Origin of the sequence: Acinetobacter sp. ANC 3929, assembly GCF_000369405.1 — a bacterium.
Classification (GTDB): Bacteria; Pseudomonadota; Gammaproteobacteria; order Pseudomonadales; family Moraxellaceae; genus Acinetobacter.
The window spans coordinates 670,920-688,421 of record NZ_KB849998.1; the positions used below are offsets into that span (position 1 = coordinate 670,920).

General features: G+C 41.6%; 14 protein-coding genes. 3 read left to right on the forward strand and 11 right to left on the reverse strand.

Annotation, left to right across the window (positions count from 1 at the left end; all coding sequences use genetic code 11):
• Positions 1 to 86: 86 nt before the first annotated feature.
• Both F909_RS13135 and F909_RS13130 read left to right on the forward strand, forming a co-directional pair.
• The gene (locus tag F909_RS13135; protein ID WP_005147737.1) at positions 87 to 635 is read left to right on the forward strand and encodes a GNAT family N-acetyltransferase; all 549 of its coding nucleotides are present in this window, start codon (positions 87 to 89) and stop codon (positions 633 to 635) included.
• An 83-nt stretch (positions 636 to 718) separates the two neighbouring features.
• Positions 719 to 1,456 (forward strand): hypothetical protein, encoded by a 738-nt coding sequence (locus F909_RS13130; RefSeq protein WP_005147739.1) that lies wholly within the window; start codon positions 719 to 721, stop codon positions 1,454 to 1,456.
• 299 nt (positions 1,457 to 1,755) lie between these two features.
• On the opposite strand, the gene urtE is transcribed toward F909_RS13130, so the two are convergent.
• The 7 genes from urtE to F909_RS13095 form a co-directional block, all read right to left on the reverse strand.
• Positions 1,756 to 2,454, reverse strand: a complete 699-nt coding sequence (gene urtE, locus F909_RS13125) for an urea ABC transporter ATP-binding subunit UrtE (RefSeq protein WP_004657106.1) — start codon at positions 2,452 to 2,454, stop codon at positions 1,756 to 1,758.
• 9 nt (positions 2,455 to 2,463) lie between these two features.
• Positions 2,464 to 3,291: an urea ABC transporter ATP-binding protein UrtD gene (gene urtD, locus F909_RS13120; protein WP_004657105.1), complete on the reverse strand. Its 828-nt coding sequence runs from the start codon at positions 3,289 to 3,291 to the stop codon at positions 2,464 to 2,466.
• Complete coding sequence (gene urtC / locus F909_RS13115; protein ID WP_004657103.1) at positions 3,292 to 4,362, reverse strand: urea ABC transporter permease subunit UrtC; 1,071 nt, start codon at positions 4,360 to 4,362, stop codon at positions 3,292 to 3,294. It abuts the gene before it with no gap.
• 4 nt (positions 4,363 to 4,366) lie between these two features.
• Positions 4,367 to 5,989, reverse strand: coding sequence for an urea ABC transporter permease subunit UrtB (urtB, locus tag F909_RS13110; RefSeq protein WP_005147742.1), 1,623 nt, complete (start codon positions 5,987 to 5,989; stop codon positions 4,367 to 4,369).
• 87 nt (positions 5,990 to 6,076) lie between these two features.
• Positions 6,077 to 7,357 (reverse strand): urea ABC transporter substrate-binding protein, encoded by a 1,281-nt coding sequence (urtA, locus tag F909_RS13105; protein ID WP_005147750.1) that lies wholly within the window; start codon positions 7,355 to 7,357, stop codon positions 6,077 to 6,079.
• A 259-nt stretch (positions 7,358 to 7,616) separates the two neighbouring features.
• A complete protein-coding gene (parE, locus tag F909_RS13100) occupies positions 7,617 to 9,500 on the reverse strand; it encodes a DNA topoisomerase IV subunit B (protein WP_005147751.1) in 1,884 nt (627 codons plus the stop codon).
• 14 nt (positions 9,501 to 9,514) lie between these two features.
• On the reverse strand, positions 9,515 to 10,105 hold the full coding sequence (locus F909_RS13095) for a YqiA/YcfP family alpha/beta fold hydrolase (RefSeq protein ID WP_032877725.1): 591 nt from the start codon (positions 10,103 to 10,105) through the stop codon (positions 9,515 to 9,517).
• 262 nt (positions 10,106 to 10,367) lie between these two features.
• Here F909_RS13095 and F909_RS13090 point away from each other — a divergent pair, with 262 nt between their 5' ends.
• Positions 10,368 to 11,714, forward strand: a complete 1,347-nt coding sequence (locus F909_RS13090) for a PGAP1-like alpha/beta domain-containing protein (RefSeq protein WP_005147754.1) — start codon at positions 10,368 to 10,370, stop codon at positions 11,712 to 11,714.
• Positions 11,715 to 11,767: 53 nt separating this feature from the next.
• Here the strand turns inward: F909_RS13090 and F909_RS13085 are convergent, their stop codons facing one another.
• The 4 genes from F909_RS13085 to F909_RS13070 all read right to left on the reverse strand — a co-directional run bounded on the left by F909_RS13085 (position 11,768) and on the right by F909_RS13070 (position 17,405).
• Positions 11,768 to 12,331 (reverse strand): hypothetical protein, encoded by a 564-nt coding sequence (locus tag F909_RS13085; protein ID WP_005147756.1) that lies wholly within the window; start codon positions 12,329 to 12,331, stop codon positions 11,768 to 11,770.
• 49 nt (positions 12,332 to 12,380) lie between these two features.
• Positions 12,381 to 12,875 carry a hypothetical protein gene (locus tag F909_RS13080; RefSeq protein ID WP_005147763.1) on the reverse strand — a complete coding sequence of 165 codons (495 nt, stop codon included), beginning with the start codon at positions 12,873 to 12,875 and terminating at the stop codon, positions 12,381 to 12,383.
• 64 nt (positions 12,876 to 12,939) lie between these two features.
• Positions 12,940 to 14,541: a glycoside hydrolase family 19 protein gene (locus F909_RS13075; RefSeq protein WP_005147764.1), complete on the reverse strand. Its 1,602-nt coding sequence runs from the start codon at positions 14,539 to 14,541 to the stop codon at positions 12,940 to 12,942.
• Positions 14,538 to 17,405 (reverse strand): type VI secretion system Vgr family protein, encoded by a 2,868-nt coding sequence (locus F909_RS13070; protein WP_005147767.1) that lies wholly within the window; start codon positions 17,403 to 17,405, stop codon positions 14,538 to 14,540. Before F909_RS13070 ends, F909_RS13075 begins: the two co-directional genes overlap by 4 nt.
• Positions 17,406 to 17,502 lie beyond the last annotated feature (97 nt).

The following is a 17,502-nucleotide window of genomic DNA, read 5'->3' on the forward strand; positions in this document are numbered from 1 at the left end:
TGTATCGCTGAATATAAATTTGAGATGAACGATCGCCGTATTGAAGATTCATCTTTTATTTTTGTCTGATTTGATGACCTTTGCCCATGTCTGTGAATATTCCGCTTGCACCTTATGCCTTAGCAACCCATTTCAAAATTCGTTTTGCGACGGTGAATGATCTTGATGAGATTCTTGTTATTTATAATGCTGAAATTTTAAATGGAACCGCAAATTGGAATGATCAAGCCGTTTCCCTGACGGATTATCAGCAACGTTTTCTAAGCATGCAACAGCAACAATTCCCAATGATCGTGGTTGAAGACCTGAATACCCATCAAATCGCAGGCTATGCGTATTACACTGATTTTCGGACCATCAGTGGCTATCGCCAAAGTATTGAGCATTCAGTTTTTATTGATCCAAGCTATGCTCGCCAAGGTCTGGGCAAAGCCTTGATGCAACAGCTCATTCATTTAGCCAAACAACAAAACATGCATATTATGGTCGCTGCAATTGATAGTGAAAACAAAGGCTCAATTGTGTTGCATGAGCAACTAGGTTTCCTTCAAACAGGGTATATGCCACAAGTGGGTCAAAAGTTTGGTGCATGGCGTGATCTTGTGTGGATGCAACTGCAACTCACAGAAGCCTAATAAAATATCACTTTTGTAATACGTTTCTAACGGCAATTTTTGATTTAAAATGAAAGATATACTTTATTTCAAAAATAGCCAAAATGATTAAAACATCTCAACTCGGCCTATGCCTTTCCATCGCAATCGCTTCAAGTGCCAGCTTTGCCGAAGTTTCTTTTGAACAAGAGTTGCAACAAGGCTGCGCCAAAGTAAAACAATATGCACAAGCAGGTAAAAAGTTTTACGATCAAAAGCAATATCTCAAAGCCGCCAAACAATTTGAAGATCAAGCCGCATGGGCACATTTCTGTCAGCTTAATGCCGATGAAAGTGGCATTAAGGTCAGTGACCGAGACATCGAAATCGCCAATAATAATGTTGGGTTAAGCTATGCAAAACTGGGAAAACCGCAATGGGCCAGAGTTTGGTTTCTCAGAGATAAAGACGCTAAAACCAGTCAATACAACTTAAAACAATTGCCCAAGCCAAAACTATCTTCTGATCTACAAGGGACTTATGTCCGCGCCAATGGTTTTGGACAATGGGATTACATCAAGGTCAGTAAAAAACAGAATAAATATGCGATTGCATTTGATGGCTATTACTTTGGCCTACGTGGCCTGATCTATGGTCCAAATATGGGGCAATTTGAAACCAGTATGCCAATCACGTCAAAACAGGCTAACTATCGCAATGAAGACTGTCTGATTAAACTTCAATTTGCCAATGATGCAAATCTTGGACAAAAAATTGAAGTTGAACAAAACAATGGTGAGTCCTCATGTGGCTTTGGACACAATGTCTATGCAGGCGGAACGTTTTATAAGGTTGAAGGTTAACAAACCATTAAAAGTCAGCCTCAAATATGAAACTCGGAATGTCATCTACAACCTGAGCAAGCTAAAGCGACTAAAGCTTTAGCGAAGCGCAAGAAGAGTTGCAATGAAGATTGAGCAGCTTTAATCATTGCTTGTATAGTGATAAATGCCTTTGCCCTTACGAAGCTTCAAACGCTTCTCAGGGCGAAACCAAAGTAGGGCGAACCGCAGGTTTATCCTAATATTAGATATAAAACAATAAGATTCCACGATGATCACTATTTAAGCAGGCCGTAGATGAAAAATCTCTTTCGAGTGTTTTAAATCGCCACCAACTCCCGAATCCCCTTCTCAGGCATATCCTCCCCCCGCCCCTGTGCAATCACCTGTCCACGCGCCATCACGGTATACGCATCCGCCAACTCTTCAGCAAAATCATAAAACTGCTCGACCAAAATAATCGCCATTTCACCTTGATCAGCCAGTTTACGAATCACCCGACCAATATCTTTAATAATTGAAGGCTGAATCCCTTCGGTCGGTTCATCTAAAATCAAAACACTCGGCTCCGAAGCCAACGCTCGGGCAATCGCAAGCTGTTGTTGCTGACCACCCGATAAATCTCCGCCACGGCGATGTTTCATTTCATCCAGTACAGGGAAAATTTCATATAAATGGCTTGGCACCTTACGCGTCTTAGCACCTGAAAATTTAGCCATGCCAATTAGAATATTTTCTTCTACCGTTAAAGTCGAAAAGATATCGCGACCTTGGGGCACATAAGCCAACCCCGCACGCACCCGTTGCTCAGGGGACATTTTGGCAATGTCTTTGCCATCTAACAGAATCTGCCCTGACTTAATTGGTAGAATCCCCATCAGACATTTCAACAAGGTGGTTTTGCCCACGCCATTACGCCCCAGCACTACACTACATTCACCCACAGGCGCATTAAAAGACACATCACGCAGGATATGACTGCCACCATAGAACTGATTAATTTGTTTCACTTCTAGCATGTGTCTCTCCTAACGCCCTAAATACTTTTCAATCACATCTTCATTGGCCTGAACCTCTGCCAATGTGCCTTCTGCTAAAATCGCCCCTTGCGCCAATACCGTGACTTTTTCACTGATGGTGTCAATAAAACTCATGTCATGTTCGACCACCACAAGGGTGTGATTTTTTTTCAGCTCCAGACACAGTTCAGCCGTGCGTTCGGTTTCAGCATCAGTCATGCCTGCAACAGGCTCATCCAATAAAATCAACTTCGGTCGTTGCATCAGCAACATACCGATTTCTAACCACTGCTTTTGCCCATGCGACAGTAAGCCCGCTGGCTTGTGTACAAACTCCTTTAAACGAATCTGTTCCAGACTTTCATCCAAAGCCAATTGCGCTTCTGGGTCTAAACGAGAAAAGAAGCTTTTCTTCACCCGTTTATCTCGTGGTGCTGCTAACAGTAGATTTTCCATGACAGTAAAATTTTCAAATACCGTTGGTTTTTGAAATTTGCGACCAATACCTGCTTCGGCAATTTGCTCAGTACTCATTTTGGCCAAATCATAGTTTTGCCCAAAAAATGCCGTACCTGTGGTTGGGCGAGTTTTACCTGTAATCACGTCCATCAAGGTGGTTTTTCCTGCGCCATTCGGCCCGATAATGCAGCGTAACTCACCCTCGGCAATATAGAGCGACAGGTCATTCAAAGCCCGAAATGAGTCAAACCAAACACTGACTTTTTCCAGATATAAGGCAATGCCATGACTAAAATCAGCCCCTTGTGGTTTGGCACGCCCATACCCTTCACCGAGTTGACCGCCATGTTGAGCTGAGTCAATTAATACATCACTCATTTAGTCACGCTCCTTTTTAAAACGGTCAAATAGGCCAATCACACCTTTCGGCAGGAATAAAGTCACCACAATGAAGAGTGCTCCCAAGATCAACAACCAAGCTTCTGGTGCAGCCACAGTGAAATAAGTTTTCACTGCATTGATTAAACCTGCCCCTAAAATCGGACCAATCAAAGTGCCACGTCCACCCGCAGCCACCCACACCGCCATTTCAATTGAATTGACTGGATTCATTTCACTTGGGTTAATGATGCCTGCCTGTGGCACATACAACGCCCCTGCAATACCTGCAATCACCGCAGACAATACCCATGCGGATAGCTTGTACCACAACGTGCGATAGCCGAGATATTGCAAGCGATTTTCACTATCACGAATCGCACCCAATACTCTTCCATAAGGACGATTCATCAACTGGCGTAGACCAAGGAAACACAACATCAACATCAACGCAGTGACAAAGCATAAGGTTGCACGCATTGGTGCTGAGGTAATATCAAAACCGAGAATAGTCTTAAAACCTGTAAAACCATTATTGCCCCCAAAGCCCGTTTCATTGCGGAAGAACAGTAACGCTGCGGCAAAGGTCATGGCTTGGGTAATAATGGAGAAATACACGCCTTTGATTTTGGAACGAAAGGCAAAGAATCCAAAAATAAACGCGATCAAACCTGGTACTAGCACCACCAGTGCTAAAGCCCACGCAATATGCTCGGTCCCGATCCAATACCACGGCAATTCAGTCCAACTGAGGAAGCGCATAAAATCAGGCAGACCATCACCTGCAGATTGACGCATCAGGTACATGCCAAAGGCATAGCCACCTAAAGCAAAATACAAACCATGTCCCAAACTTAGAATCCCGGCATAGCCCCAGACCAGATCCAGTGCAAGAGCCACCAATGCCAAACACATGATCTTACCAATCAAGGTGATCCAATAAGCAGACAGATAAAATGCAGAGTCAGGAGACAACAGGTGTAGCCATGGCAACAACAACAGCACGCCGAAACAAACTGCAATCGCCACCGCGCTATAGGGCTTGTCGGCAAATAAAGAAGTGATTTTCATTGGCTTACTCCACAAAACGGCCTTTGATGGCAAACAAACCTTGTGGACGCTTTTGGATAAACAAAATCACAAGAACCAAGAGAATAATTTTTGCTAAAACCGCACCTAAACCAATTTCCAGCACCGTTCCACTGATGCCCAGTCCGAGTGCTGCAAGTACGGCACCCCACACTTGACCGACCCCACCGACGACGACGACAAGGAAGGCATCAATAATGTAATTCTGACCGAGATCAGGCCCGACATTACCCACTTGTGCCAAGGCACAACCTGCTAAACCTGCCAAGCCAGAACCGAGGCCAAAAGCCATCATGTCAATCCGTGCAGATCGAATGCCAACAGCGCGTGCCATTTGACGATTTTGCGTGACCGCGCGAACAAATAAACCAAAGCGGGTTTTATTGAGTAAGAACACCAACAGCAATAACACAGCAACGGTAAACGCAATAATGGCAATACGGTTATATGGCAGCATCAGGCTTGGCGTAACCGCAATCCCGCCACTTAACCAGCTCACATTAGAGACTTCGACATTCTGTGCACCAAAGACCATGCGTACCAATTGCATCAGAATCAGACTCACTCCAAAAGTAGCGAGTAAGGTTTCCAATTGTCGACCGTATAACGGGCGAATGACGGTGCGCTCAATCAACATCCCAATCAAGGCACTCACTAGAAAAGCTGCAGGAATCGCAGCCACCAGATACCAATCCACCATTCCAGCAAAATGGGTTTTAAAAAAGCTCTGGATCACGTAAGTGGTATAGGCACCGATCATGATGAGCTCGCCATGCGCCATATTAATCACGCCAAGCAGACCATAAGTGATTGCGAGTCCGAGTGCAGCAAGCAATAAAATGCTGGCCGTACTTAAACCTGAAAATACATGACCCGACCATTCACTGATTTGCAAACGGGTTTTAATTTTATTTTGTGCATCCAGCAGAGCTGCCTTCAATGCAGGATTAGTTTGTGGCTGCTCTAAAGTCTGCGTGATCAGCGCGAATTCATCAGGACGATTTGAATCTGCCAATACTTTTACGGCTTCGAGCTTGGTGAACTCATCAGCACTGTTAAAATCCAACCGCGCTTTAAGTTGTGCCAACCGTGCTTTGACCTGATCATTTTTTTCATTCAGGTAGAGTTGTTTGATGGTGGCCAGATCCAACTCAGCCAAATTATTTTCTAAGATATCGACAGCGGCTAATCGCTGTGATGCATCATTGGAGCTGAGTTTGGCTTTTGCTTGTCCAAAATTCAGTGCCTTACGTAACGTATTGACCAAAGTCACTTGGGATAAATCCGCAGGCCATTGCTCCAGTGCTTGCTGTGCAGGGTAGCTGAATAATTTGTCATCATTTTTCAGCAAATAGGTATTGCCCGCACTATCGGTATACAGCTCATTTTCATCGATATACGCCACCAATTGATCCAATTGTTCAATACTGGCAGGCCATTGATTGAGCATGGCACGACGTGTGGCAAAATCAGCTTTTACGAAAGTTTGAATGGCATCTTGAGAAGCTGTAGACGTCACGGTTGCTGTGGATGTGGCCTCTGCCCATGCTGGATTAAACATCAGTTGTGCCATGATGCAGAGCAGTGCCAAAACATAGTGTTTCGCCATAGAACTCCCCTTATTTTGTGGTTTAAATTGATCAAACAAAAAATAGAATGAAAAAGCCTGCTGCTGAAACAACAGGCTGAAGAAAAATTATTTAGGAATATATGGACTCCAAGGCTCTGCCTTGATGGTTTGTGGTGTTTTGTAGACCACATCAAACTGGCCATCACCACGGATTTGCCCAATCATCACTGGTTTATGCAAGTGGTGATTGGTTTCATCCATTTTGAGCGTGTAGCCCGATGGTGCAGCAAAGGTTTGTCCTGCCATGGCATCACGAACTTTGTCGACTTCTGTAGAGCCCGCTTTTTCAACGGCTTGCTTCCACATATTGATGCCCACATAAGTCGCTTCCATTGGATCATTGGTCACCACTTTGTCAGCATTTGGCAGTTTATATTCAACCGCATATTGTTTGAATTTATTCACAAACTCGGTGTTTTTAGGATTCTTCACCGACATGAAATAGTTCCATGACGCTAAATGACCGACCAAGGGTTTGGTATCAATACCACGCAATTCTTCCTCACCTACCGAGAAGGCCATGACTGGAATATCAGAGGCCTTAATGCCTTGGTTGCCCAATTCACGATAGAACGGCACGTTAGAATCACCATTGATGGTTGAGATCACCGCAGTCTTTTTACCAGCAGAGAATTTTTTGATATTGGAAACAATGGTTTGATAGTTGCTATGACCAAATGGCGTATATTCTTCCATGATGTCAGCATCGGCGACGCCTTTAGACTTCAAGAAGGCACGAAGAATTTTATTGGTGGTCCGTGGATAGACGTAATCCGTACCAAGCAACACAAAGCGCTCAGCTTTACCACCTTCATCACCCATCAAATACTCAACCGCAGGAATCGCTTGTTGGTTGGGTGCAGCACCGGTATAGAAGATGTTTTTAGATTGCTCTTGGCCTTCATATTGCACGGGATAGAACAACAAGCCATTCAGTTCTTCGACCACAGGTAGAACAGATTTACGCGAAACAGATGTCCAGCAACCAAAAATAACCGCCACTTTATCTTGGGTAATCAACTGACGTGCTTTTTCTGCAAACAGTGGCCAATCCGAAGCAGGATCGACAATCACGGGTTCTAATTTTTTACCCAATACCCCGCCATTGGCATTAATTTCATTGATAGTCATTAAAGCCGTGTCTTTCAGCGATGTTTCAGAAATCGCCATGGTGCCTGAAAGTGAATGCAGAATTCCGACTTTAATGGTGTCACCACTTGTTGCAGGTGCAGTCTTGGCTTCTGTTTTTGTTTGTTCTGTTTTTTCCGCTGGCTTTGAACAACCGACCAGACCGATCCCCATCATGGCTGCCATCAGTACAGACATCGACATCAATTTATTTTGCATCTTGTTTCTCCACCCATCGATATTGTGATTTTTACTGGGTGGAGTTATTCAATTTCTGTGCCAACACAACAAGCCATTGTTTTTAATTGATTTAAATAAAATTTTGGTCTTGATTCTTAAATCTTGTATACAACATTGCATACAAAAAATACGTCCTGACCTAAAATGATGCAAATTTGTTCATTTCAGATAGACACGCTTCAGGCAAAGAAAAAGCCAAGCTGACGCTTGGCTTTAATTCAATCAGGATATAAGGAACTTAAACGGTAATATCCGCTAAATTGCCTTTTTGCTCTAACCAATGTTTACGATCAGCTGAACGCTTCTTCGCCAGCAATTTATCCAATAAACCTGCGGTTAAATGCGCATCATCTAAGTCTAATTGCACCAAACGACGTGTATTCGGATCCATGGTGGTTTCACGCAACTGACTGGCATTCATCTCACCCAGCCCTTTGAATCGTGTGATTTGCGGATTCTTATTGCCCTTCACCTTTTTCAAAATGCTTTCAAGCTCATCATCATCCAGTGCGTAATACACGTCTTTACCGATATCAATACGATAAAGCGGTGGCATTGCCACAAACAGATGACCTTCTTCAACTAAGGTCGGAAAATGTTTCACAAATAGTGCACATAACAAAGTCGCAATATGCAAACCATCCGAGTCCGCATCGGCCAGAATACAAATTTTACCGTAGCGTAATTCAGACAAATCATCACTGCCTGGGTCAACACCAATCGCAATGGCAATGTCATGAACTTCTTGTGAAGCCAATACTTCATCTGAAGATACTTCCCACGTATTTAAGATTTTTCCGCGAATCGGCATAATCGCTTGGAAATTCTTGTCGCGGGCTTGCTTGGCACTTCCCCCAGCAGAATCCCCTTCGACAATAAATAATTCACTGTCTTCGCGGGTTAAACCAACACAATCGGCTAATTTACCAGGTAATGCTGGACCTGCCACGATCTTCTTACGTTCCACTTTTTTCGCCGCTTTGAGACGACGTCCTGCTTTGGCAATTGCCATTTCAGCCAGCTGTGTCGCAATCTCAGCATGTTGGTTTAACCATAGTGCAAAAGCATCTTTGGCAATATTCAACACGATATTAGACGCTTCACGGCTCGATAAACGTTCTTTAGTTTGTCCTGAGAATTGAGGTTCTTGGAATTTGAGCGATAGAATGAAATTTACGCCATCCCAAACATCTTCCGCAGAAAGTTTTACATTACGTGGCAATAAGCTACGTAACTCACAGAACTCACGCAGTGCTTCCGTCACACCTGAACGTAAACCATTCACATGCGTTCCACCTTGTGCAGTTGGAATCAGGTTGACGTAACTTTCCTGAATCTGCTCGCCACCTTCAACATTCCAGCAAATCGCAAATTCACATGCCGCTCGGTCTGCTTGCCCACTGCTCACGAAAGCAGGATCAGGTAGAATTTCTCGGTCTTGCAGTTCATCCATCAAATAGTCGACCAGACCATTTTCAAACTGCCATTCAATTTTTTCGTTATTAATTTTATCGAGATAAATAATTTTTAAACCTGCAGCTAAAACAGCCTTGGCTTTTAAATTATGTTTGAGGGCTTTTAGCGCAAATTTAGGGCTATCAAAATATTTGGTTTCAGGCCAGAAACGAACGGTAGTCCCTGTGGCACGCTTTGCGACCTTGCCTTCCAAAACCGACAATGGCGCAACGGGCTCACCTTGTTCGAAGGCCATTTGATAAAGATTGCCTTGACGCTGTACCGCTACTTCAACTCGGGTCGATAACGCATTGACGACTGAAATCCCAACCCCGTGCAAACCACCTGAGAACTGATAGTTATCGGTACTGAATTTGCCACCAGCATGTAGTTTAGTCAAAATAATTTCGATACCACTTTGCCCATATTCAGGGTGGATATCGACAGGCATCCCTCGCCCATTATCTTCGACTGACAACGAACCATCTTCATATACGGTGACACAAATTTGATTGGCGTGACCTGCGAGTGCTTCATCGACTGCATTATCAATGACCTCCTGCGCCAAATGGTTTGGCCGTGAGGTATCGGTATACATGCCTGGTCGACGGCGGACAGGATCTAAACCAGAAAGAACTTCAAGGGATTGTGCCGTGTATTGTGTCACTTGTTCTGACTTCCTTATTGGATAGCTGCCGATAAAAATTCGAGAATTAAAGGTAATTTTTCTTCAAAATCATCCATTGCATGATTACCATCTGCGTCAGTTAAAATCAATGATGATGGATGAACTGCACTATAATAGCGTTGAGCTTCGCGATAATCCAAGACTTCGTCGCCTTGTTGCAACAGCACTAGAATTTTATCAGCATGATTGAGCTTCGTGTCAGCAATCGATTGTAATTGCTGCAATTGATCGGCATCAAGTGTCCATGATTCCGTGACTTTGAGCGGGATTTGCTCAATCCCGAATAAATCTTCGAATAACCGCCATGGTTGCATAGCAGGATTAATCAGTACAGCAGGACAAGCATATTTCGCGACAAGATACGTCGTATAAAAGCCACCTAAACTGCTCCCCACCAAAACAACATGATCATGCTGAAAATTTTCGATAAGCTGAGAAAGTTGTATAAGGACTTGGTCGGGCGTACGATTTAAATCGGGTAAGTGCACCTGAATATGATCATACTGTGCACAATATTGTTGCAACTGTTGCCCTTTTATTGACATCGGGCTGCTTCGAAAACCGTGTAAGTAGATAATTTGCATACGCACCAAAATAGGCAATGACTTGACATAAAGTGAAATAAATCACATTATTTTGTTTAATAGTTAAACAAATAACAATATAAATTACATTTAAGCTCGATATTGTCGGACATAAAAAACGATACTGTACTCCGTTCATCAGTATTCTAAAAAAATTACGTATGAAAGACATAAGATGTAAGAGTTTGTTGTAGTTTATCTAAACAATATTCAGAAAAATCACTTCAAACCTTCGGTATATATCAAGGATGGGGAAATCAATATGCCAAGTTTAACGCCTCTGCATGAAACGTATTGTAAGTGGGATCGCACGCCACCGAGTCAGGCAGATGTTTTGGAAGGTTTGGCACAACTCGTCAGTACCAGCTTAAGTGGGGTACACGAATTGGTGCAAGTGGTACAAACAGAGGTGTTAAGGACAACGCTCGGTTTAAGTGCACAAAAAGCCAAACAATTACAAAAGCACCCGCAACTGCAAAAGTTCTATCAGTTTTCTTATGTCGCACTACAGAAGTACGGCAGCCATTTTCTTGCGCCAAATTTGCGCCGCATTATTGAGAAATTTCCAGTCTTACATGACAAACCACTCACACCCACATTACATTTCGTGGTGGGCGCGCTAAATGGGATCTTTGGTGATTTCTTTTTAAAGCAACACAATCCTATGGCCTTGCCAATGGTGCTTTATGATCACTATGGGTCATTACAACAAGGTGAACTCACAGGTCGTGTCGTGATTCTTACGCATGGTTTATGTATGAATCATCTGACGTGGTCAAATCATCGTTATGGCGGGATTGGTGAGCGTCTGCTTGCGCAACGTGATAACAACACCATGTTGTATCTGAATTACAACACAGGTCGCCGAATTTCAGCCAATGGCCGCAGTTTTGCCAATACCCTAGAAGATTTGGTGCAACGCAATCCGCGGATCACCAGTATTGATCTCATTGGACACAGTATGGGGGGGTTGGTTTCTCGAAGCGCACTGTTCTATGGCAAACAAAATCTGTATCAATGGGTACATATGGTCGAAAATCTGGTGTGTATTGGTTCGCCACACCATGGTGCAGTGCTCGAACGCTTTGGTTTCGTATTGCAGGACAAACTCGGTGGATTTCCGTTTATCAACCTGCTTGGTCAATTGGTGAATGTTCGCAGTAACGGCATACTCGATTTGCGTTATGGTAGTGTTCGTGATGATGACTGGGAACATAATGATGCACGTATTGGTTTCGCTGATGACAATCGTAAACCGGCTCCTCTGCCATCACATATCAATACCTTTCTGATTGCAGGAACTTTAGAGTTTGAAAAGTTACGTAATAAAGCACTCTCTGTGATTGGAGATTATCTGGTCAGTGTGAAAAGTGCTTTAGGTGAACACCAGAATCCACGTTTCCAATTGAAGCTGCCTGATACGCATAAAGCGGTTTTCTATGGACTCAATCACTTTGAAATTCAGTATCATTCAAGTGTTGCTGAGCAGATCACCCGCTGGTTGTATCCAGATGCTGGAGAGAAAGTTGAGGCAGGTGTACAAACGCATCTGATCAATGTCCCCAACAATTATACCTTTGATGATTTAGAAGGTATTGTTGAGACCTAAAATAAGCAAGCTCAGCTAAGTTCTAGCTGAGCTTTTTCAATTTATGAAAGCCTTTATTTAACGAAGTCACCTTGTTGATTTAATTTCAGTTTTAACTCTTTCCCATTTTCTTTATATAAGATCTCATATTTTTGATTAATGACAATATTTTTAGATGCATCTAAGGTGATGTGCTTAACTAAGCCCAATTTATTCACTGAGCTAAGATGTATTTCTGGACCTCCACTCTTGCTCGAAGAAGGTGAAGCAATTAATAAAACACCATCACTTGTTTGTGGAAAAACAACGGAATCGCCATAACCTGGATCAATGAAAGTATAAGCTTTGATCAAATGAATGCTATCAATTAATTTGATTGAGCCACAATTGGTTCTTTGTGCGGATAAAATACAGTTGAGATGGGCATTTGAGTTGTAAGGAAGTGAAGTGAAGTGAAGTGAAGTGATCAGGAAACCATCTTTATTTTCTAACTTTACAGGCGCTGATGAGGCCTTTTTTATTTGGCTTTGATAGGAAATTTCATGTTTCTTTTCTGGAACATTCGTACAGGAAGAAGCTAAGATACTTAGGCTGACCAAGCCTAGAATATAGGTATGTTTTTTATAACAATAAGGCATCATCATTCCTTTCATAATCAATTAAAAACTAAAAATCCATGTATTGTAATTAGTAATTTTTATCTAACCATTTTTTAATAGAAGCAATATCTTTAAATTTAAAGTGCATATAGTCATCAGAAACACCTTCTAGTCCTGAATTATTATCACCTAGAATATCAGTAATTGATTTCAAAGTTACACTGTTATTTTCTTTTTTAATTTCATTTAAATCAATAGTATATAATTTACCACTCGGCTGAGGATAGCAGCAGTAAGTTTCAGAGTATAAGGTTATTAAAACTGGATTTTTACTATTTTTCTTATACAAACTAACTGCAATTAATTCAGCTCCCCCTCCATTTCCAACTCGCCCATTGATTTTATTAATATACATTTTTTTATTTTTTAGAATTAAAAAGCTTTCAACATACTGATTATCAGGAGATAAGTCACAGTTTTTTGATATAAACTTAGCATCATTATTACCAAAGATACTTAATTTATATGTTTGATCTACCTTGCAAAAATTCTCTAGTGTTGTTTCGGCATATGTTGTTTTCATGGTGAATATTAAAAAAAATACTATGTAAAATTTACTCAATTTAATCTACCTCAAAATATTGTTTTCAAATGAAAATATTTATAGCTTTCTTAAAATACAATTTCCTTTCTTTTTTATTTGGAGCATACTGATTAATTACCTTAGTGATTTTGTCAACTACTGTATCCGTTGCCCCACTATCTGCCACTGTATACAGGCTTTTATCTAGCCAAAAAACTATTGCCGATCTTGAAGCATATTTAGGCTGTTCTAATAATTCTGGTGTCTCTGTAAAATCTATCTTGCCATCATCAGACCAAATTTTAGGATACATTGCAGTCAAAACTGAGTAATTATACCGACCTGTAGTCTGTTTTAATCCTCTACCAAGAAATTTATAGCCATCTCCATCTTTAATATTGCCTAAAGCTAAATGCTTAGGTCTATTTTTATCCATATACCACTTATTAGTAATAGTTTTAACTTTCAAATCCTTAGGAGAAATCTTAGCATCTATTTTAGCTTCCTCAGGTCGTGCTTTATAATATGATGAAAGTACCATTAAGTTGTTTGCCGTATAATTAGAAATATCTTCTCTAAGACTGAACTTTGCTCCAATCTCACCAAAAACTTGAGCAAAAAAATGAGACTGTCTTAATCTAGTATTTAATTGATATGCTTCTAAATTTGAATTTAACTCATCCATAGTTGGTTGCATTTTAGTTGAAGTAATACCAGGCCACATTTTTTGCATTTGCTCCATTGTGATTAATATATCAGCATTAATTGCTTTATTAATCTCTGGATCATTCGGTGCCGTAGTACCTTTGGTTACATCTACATCCAGATGTAGTTCAACAGGATTATTTTTTATTCGTGTCGCCATGTATGGCTGCGGTTTCAATGGTTTGCCATCAGGTTTATACACTGTAAATTCAAGTTTTTGCCCTACCATACTTTGTAGAGCTAACCTCCCATTGGAGATGCTATATAACTGTTTCTTGCCACTCTCTACAATTACCATTTCTACATTGGTTTTTTCTACAATGTAGTCGCTCCCATCTCGATCTAATATTTTAATCATCGACCGACTTAAAAACTTTGCATAAGGCTCATCTAATTTAATCAGAATCGGTTGTGAACCTCCGCTACCAGAGTTTATTGAACTTTTTAAAACAAATTGATCATTAGATGTCAGCACCAAAACTTCGATATCTCGATGAGGTGAAGACTTCACCTCAACAATCCCCTGATCATTAGTGAGTTTATCAGGTGAATTGCCTTTACATTTCGGTCTAGACTGCACGGGAAAATTTTTCATCACTTTTCCATTACTATCCACTACCTTAAAAAAGGTACTCACAATCCCTTTCGTAGATGTAGGCTGTTTTATCTGTCGATATTCATCAATCGTTTTAGGCAGTTGGACTTTTATAGGATTTGCTTCTGATGAAGATGCCGAAGAATTTATAGTTTTAAATACGCTATATTCTTTTTGATTAGGCGGTTTTGCGAGTATCTCCACTGTTCTATTTGGAGACGCTTGAAAAACAAATAAACCTTTTAGATCAGTTTTTTGAGTATTGGCTTTAGAAGAACCTTGATATCTAGACTGAACATCCAAATTACTAAAATGGTTTCCTGATTTATCATAGAATTTAGCTATAATGGTGACTAAATTGCTCATTGCTCAGAATCCTCTTCCGTATACACCTCATCACTTTCTTCTACTAAAAGTGTCTCTTCTAACAGTTCATCAATATTCTCACTGTCAAGCACATCCTGCTTTAACCATGGAATATCCGAATTAAAAATGAGTGCAGTAAAGTCTGTTGCTTGCGGTGTATGGAACCGTAATGAACTAATCTTATTTTCAGGATCAAGTTGATCCTTTTTTGTTTTTATTAAGCGATTACTCTTCTGATCTATAACAAAAATCTCTTTTTTTCCTTCAGATTTTAGATGCCAGTTATAGTTAACCTGATGGCTAAACAATGTTTTTACAGTCGGCAGACTTATTTTAGGGACAACAACATTCGCCCCACATTGAAACACATGCTGTCCTGCCTTCACCTCAAACTTGCCCCCTGTGGTCGGAAAGATACCAGAGCCATTGAGCTTGAGTTGTGAATTGCCTGCAGTAAATAAAATTTCTTTCGGGCTGGTGATATAAATCGTATCTTCAGTCGAAGTAATCCGAATGTTGCCCTTTGCAAGTAAATCAATTCCATCGGAATGGGTCTGTACTTCAAGTTTCCCTTTCGCTGCAACCTGCTTCATTCCACGTTGTGCGGCAAATAAGCTGATTCTATTCTGAGCATGGATAATCAAATTTTGTTGCGTACTAAAATTGAGACTATCACCCGCAAACTGATTAATTTGTCCGTCCGCAGAAATCTGAATATCTTCATTACTGCTTAGACCAATACCGTTGGGTGAGCTGAGTAACAGCATCGCCTTATTAAATTTAGCGATCTTTTCTTCAATCTGTGCAGCGAATTCTTTTAATTGTTCTAATGATTCAATTTCATCGCTCTGCTGATATTGAGCAACTTTACTGAGTGCTTTGGCATTATTTTGATTAGCTTGTAACTGTTGCTTAGCCGTCTGCGCATCAAGCTGTTCTCCTTGCGCCTGATTCTGCTTTTGACTACTAACAAGCAAGCCTTCTCCCGCCCGCACAGCGCCCCAAGCATCGGTTCTCAACTCAAAGCCTTCACCACGGCCCTGACTGGTTTCCTGCACTTTAGGGTGGCTTAAATTGCCTAAATTCAACTGTGTTGCAGCATGGCTACTTTGTAACTGGGTGCTGATTTGTCCTGTTGTATCATCAAAGCGTAACTGGTTAAAACCACTGCCATTGATTTCCTGACTGCGTATACCACTCAGTTTTTTGGTATCTGGGAGTTGTCCTTTGACATCAAACTTGGTCGGCGCACGTTGTACTTCATGGATTCGTCCAGTCACAAAAGGGCGGTCGATATTGCCATCAAAGAAATCGATGACCACCATCTCACCAATCCGTGGCAAGAAGCGTGCACCATAGCCTTCCCCCGCCCAAGGTGTGAGGACATCGACCCATGCGGAGTCGGTGTCATTATCATTGCTACCCGCACCGCCATCATGTCCATGATCATCACTACGGGTAAACAGAAAGCGCACCTTGATTCGTCCCCATTCATCCACATAAATGGTTTCCCCTTCAGGCCCAACCACTTTGGCGCGTTGCGGGTAAGCAATTGGACGATGCAATTCTGGATCATATTCAGGGGTGATCTTGATCTGACGGCGAATCAAGGTCAGTTCATTACACTGACGCTCTACCTCGTCATAGCCGTGTTGATCCCAGCGGCTTTGGCTGAGCAGCTGATTTACCTGTTGCTGCAGATCTTTCGGTAAATTATTTTGATTATAAAAATGCTTGGCAATAATCAGGAACTCTTGATCAGCCCCTTCATGCTGATCAATTTCGGGATGTCCCCTAAGATTAAACCAATAGCCGACCTGACTATCTCGCACCGTGCTGGAAGCTTTAAAATATTTGGCTTGACTGGCATACATGTCATTGAATTGCTGATTCAGTTTTTCTAACTGAGTATTCCCAGAAGCCGTCGCTTGGTCTTCTCCCTTTAAGTCCTGCATCCATGCCGGACTGATATGCCATGCCTGCTCAAGACTTAAACTGGCAGAGTCGACACTGTCCGAATGGTTATGGCTGGTGATGACTGAACCTGCGCCTTCTTCTTGTGCCAAGGCGTCGGGCTGCCAACGTTGTAGATGCACCACTGTCGGTTGCAAACCACGTACCGCCACAAAACCTGTAATGCTGTCTTGGCGTTCTGTCGCGCTACTGCGGTGATAACCAATGCTACGTCGAGCTAAAGCTTGGTACTGACTATTATCATCAATTAATCTTAGCTTCTGAGCTTTAATAGGCGTACTCGTATGCGGTACAAAAAGTTCAGCTTCATCAATCAGCCAACTGATGCCTTCACTCCGCCATAAACGTGTCAAAAAAGCATATTCAGATTCATTATGAGCCATTACAAAGGGTCGTATATCATAATTCTGGCTTAAACCATTCAGATCCAGACTCAAACTTGCATCAAAAAGTGGGCTTCTTTGCTGCCATTCTTTGAATAAAACTTCAGTGATTTCCACAATGCTTTTATTCATAAAAACACGGCTATTACGACGTTTCTGCCATAAGTGAGTCGCATCTTTGACCGTCAGCTTATACAGGGTGAATGCGCCATCACTTTGCCCGTAACTGGCCTCAGTCACAATCCCCGTGGTGCGAAACAGTTGCCCTGAATCGGTGACCTGATCAACCGCAACTTGAACCCCAATAAATTGTTTGAGGGGAATCTGAGCATTGGTCGACAGGCAGATGAGCTCAGCTTCCAGACCTACATTGAGTTGATGCTGCCCTTGTATGCGTTGTAAGAAAATTTGCTTGTTGAGTAACTCATTAGAAAATTGTACGTGGATAATATGTTTTTGTGCATTTAGCCCTATTTTTTCTAATACATTAAATATATTAAAAAGCATTTTTTATATTCATTAAATAAAGGGATTTCTGCACTTTATAAAAAAATAAATTTAACTGTCTATGATAATGAGTTCATTATTATAAAATTGTCCTATT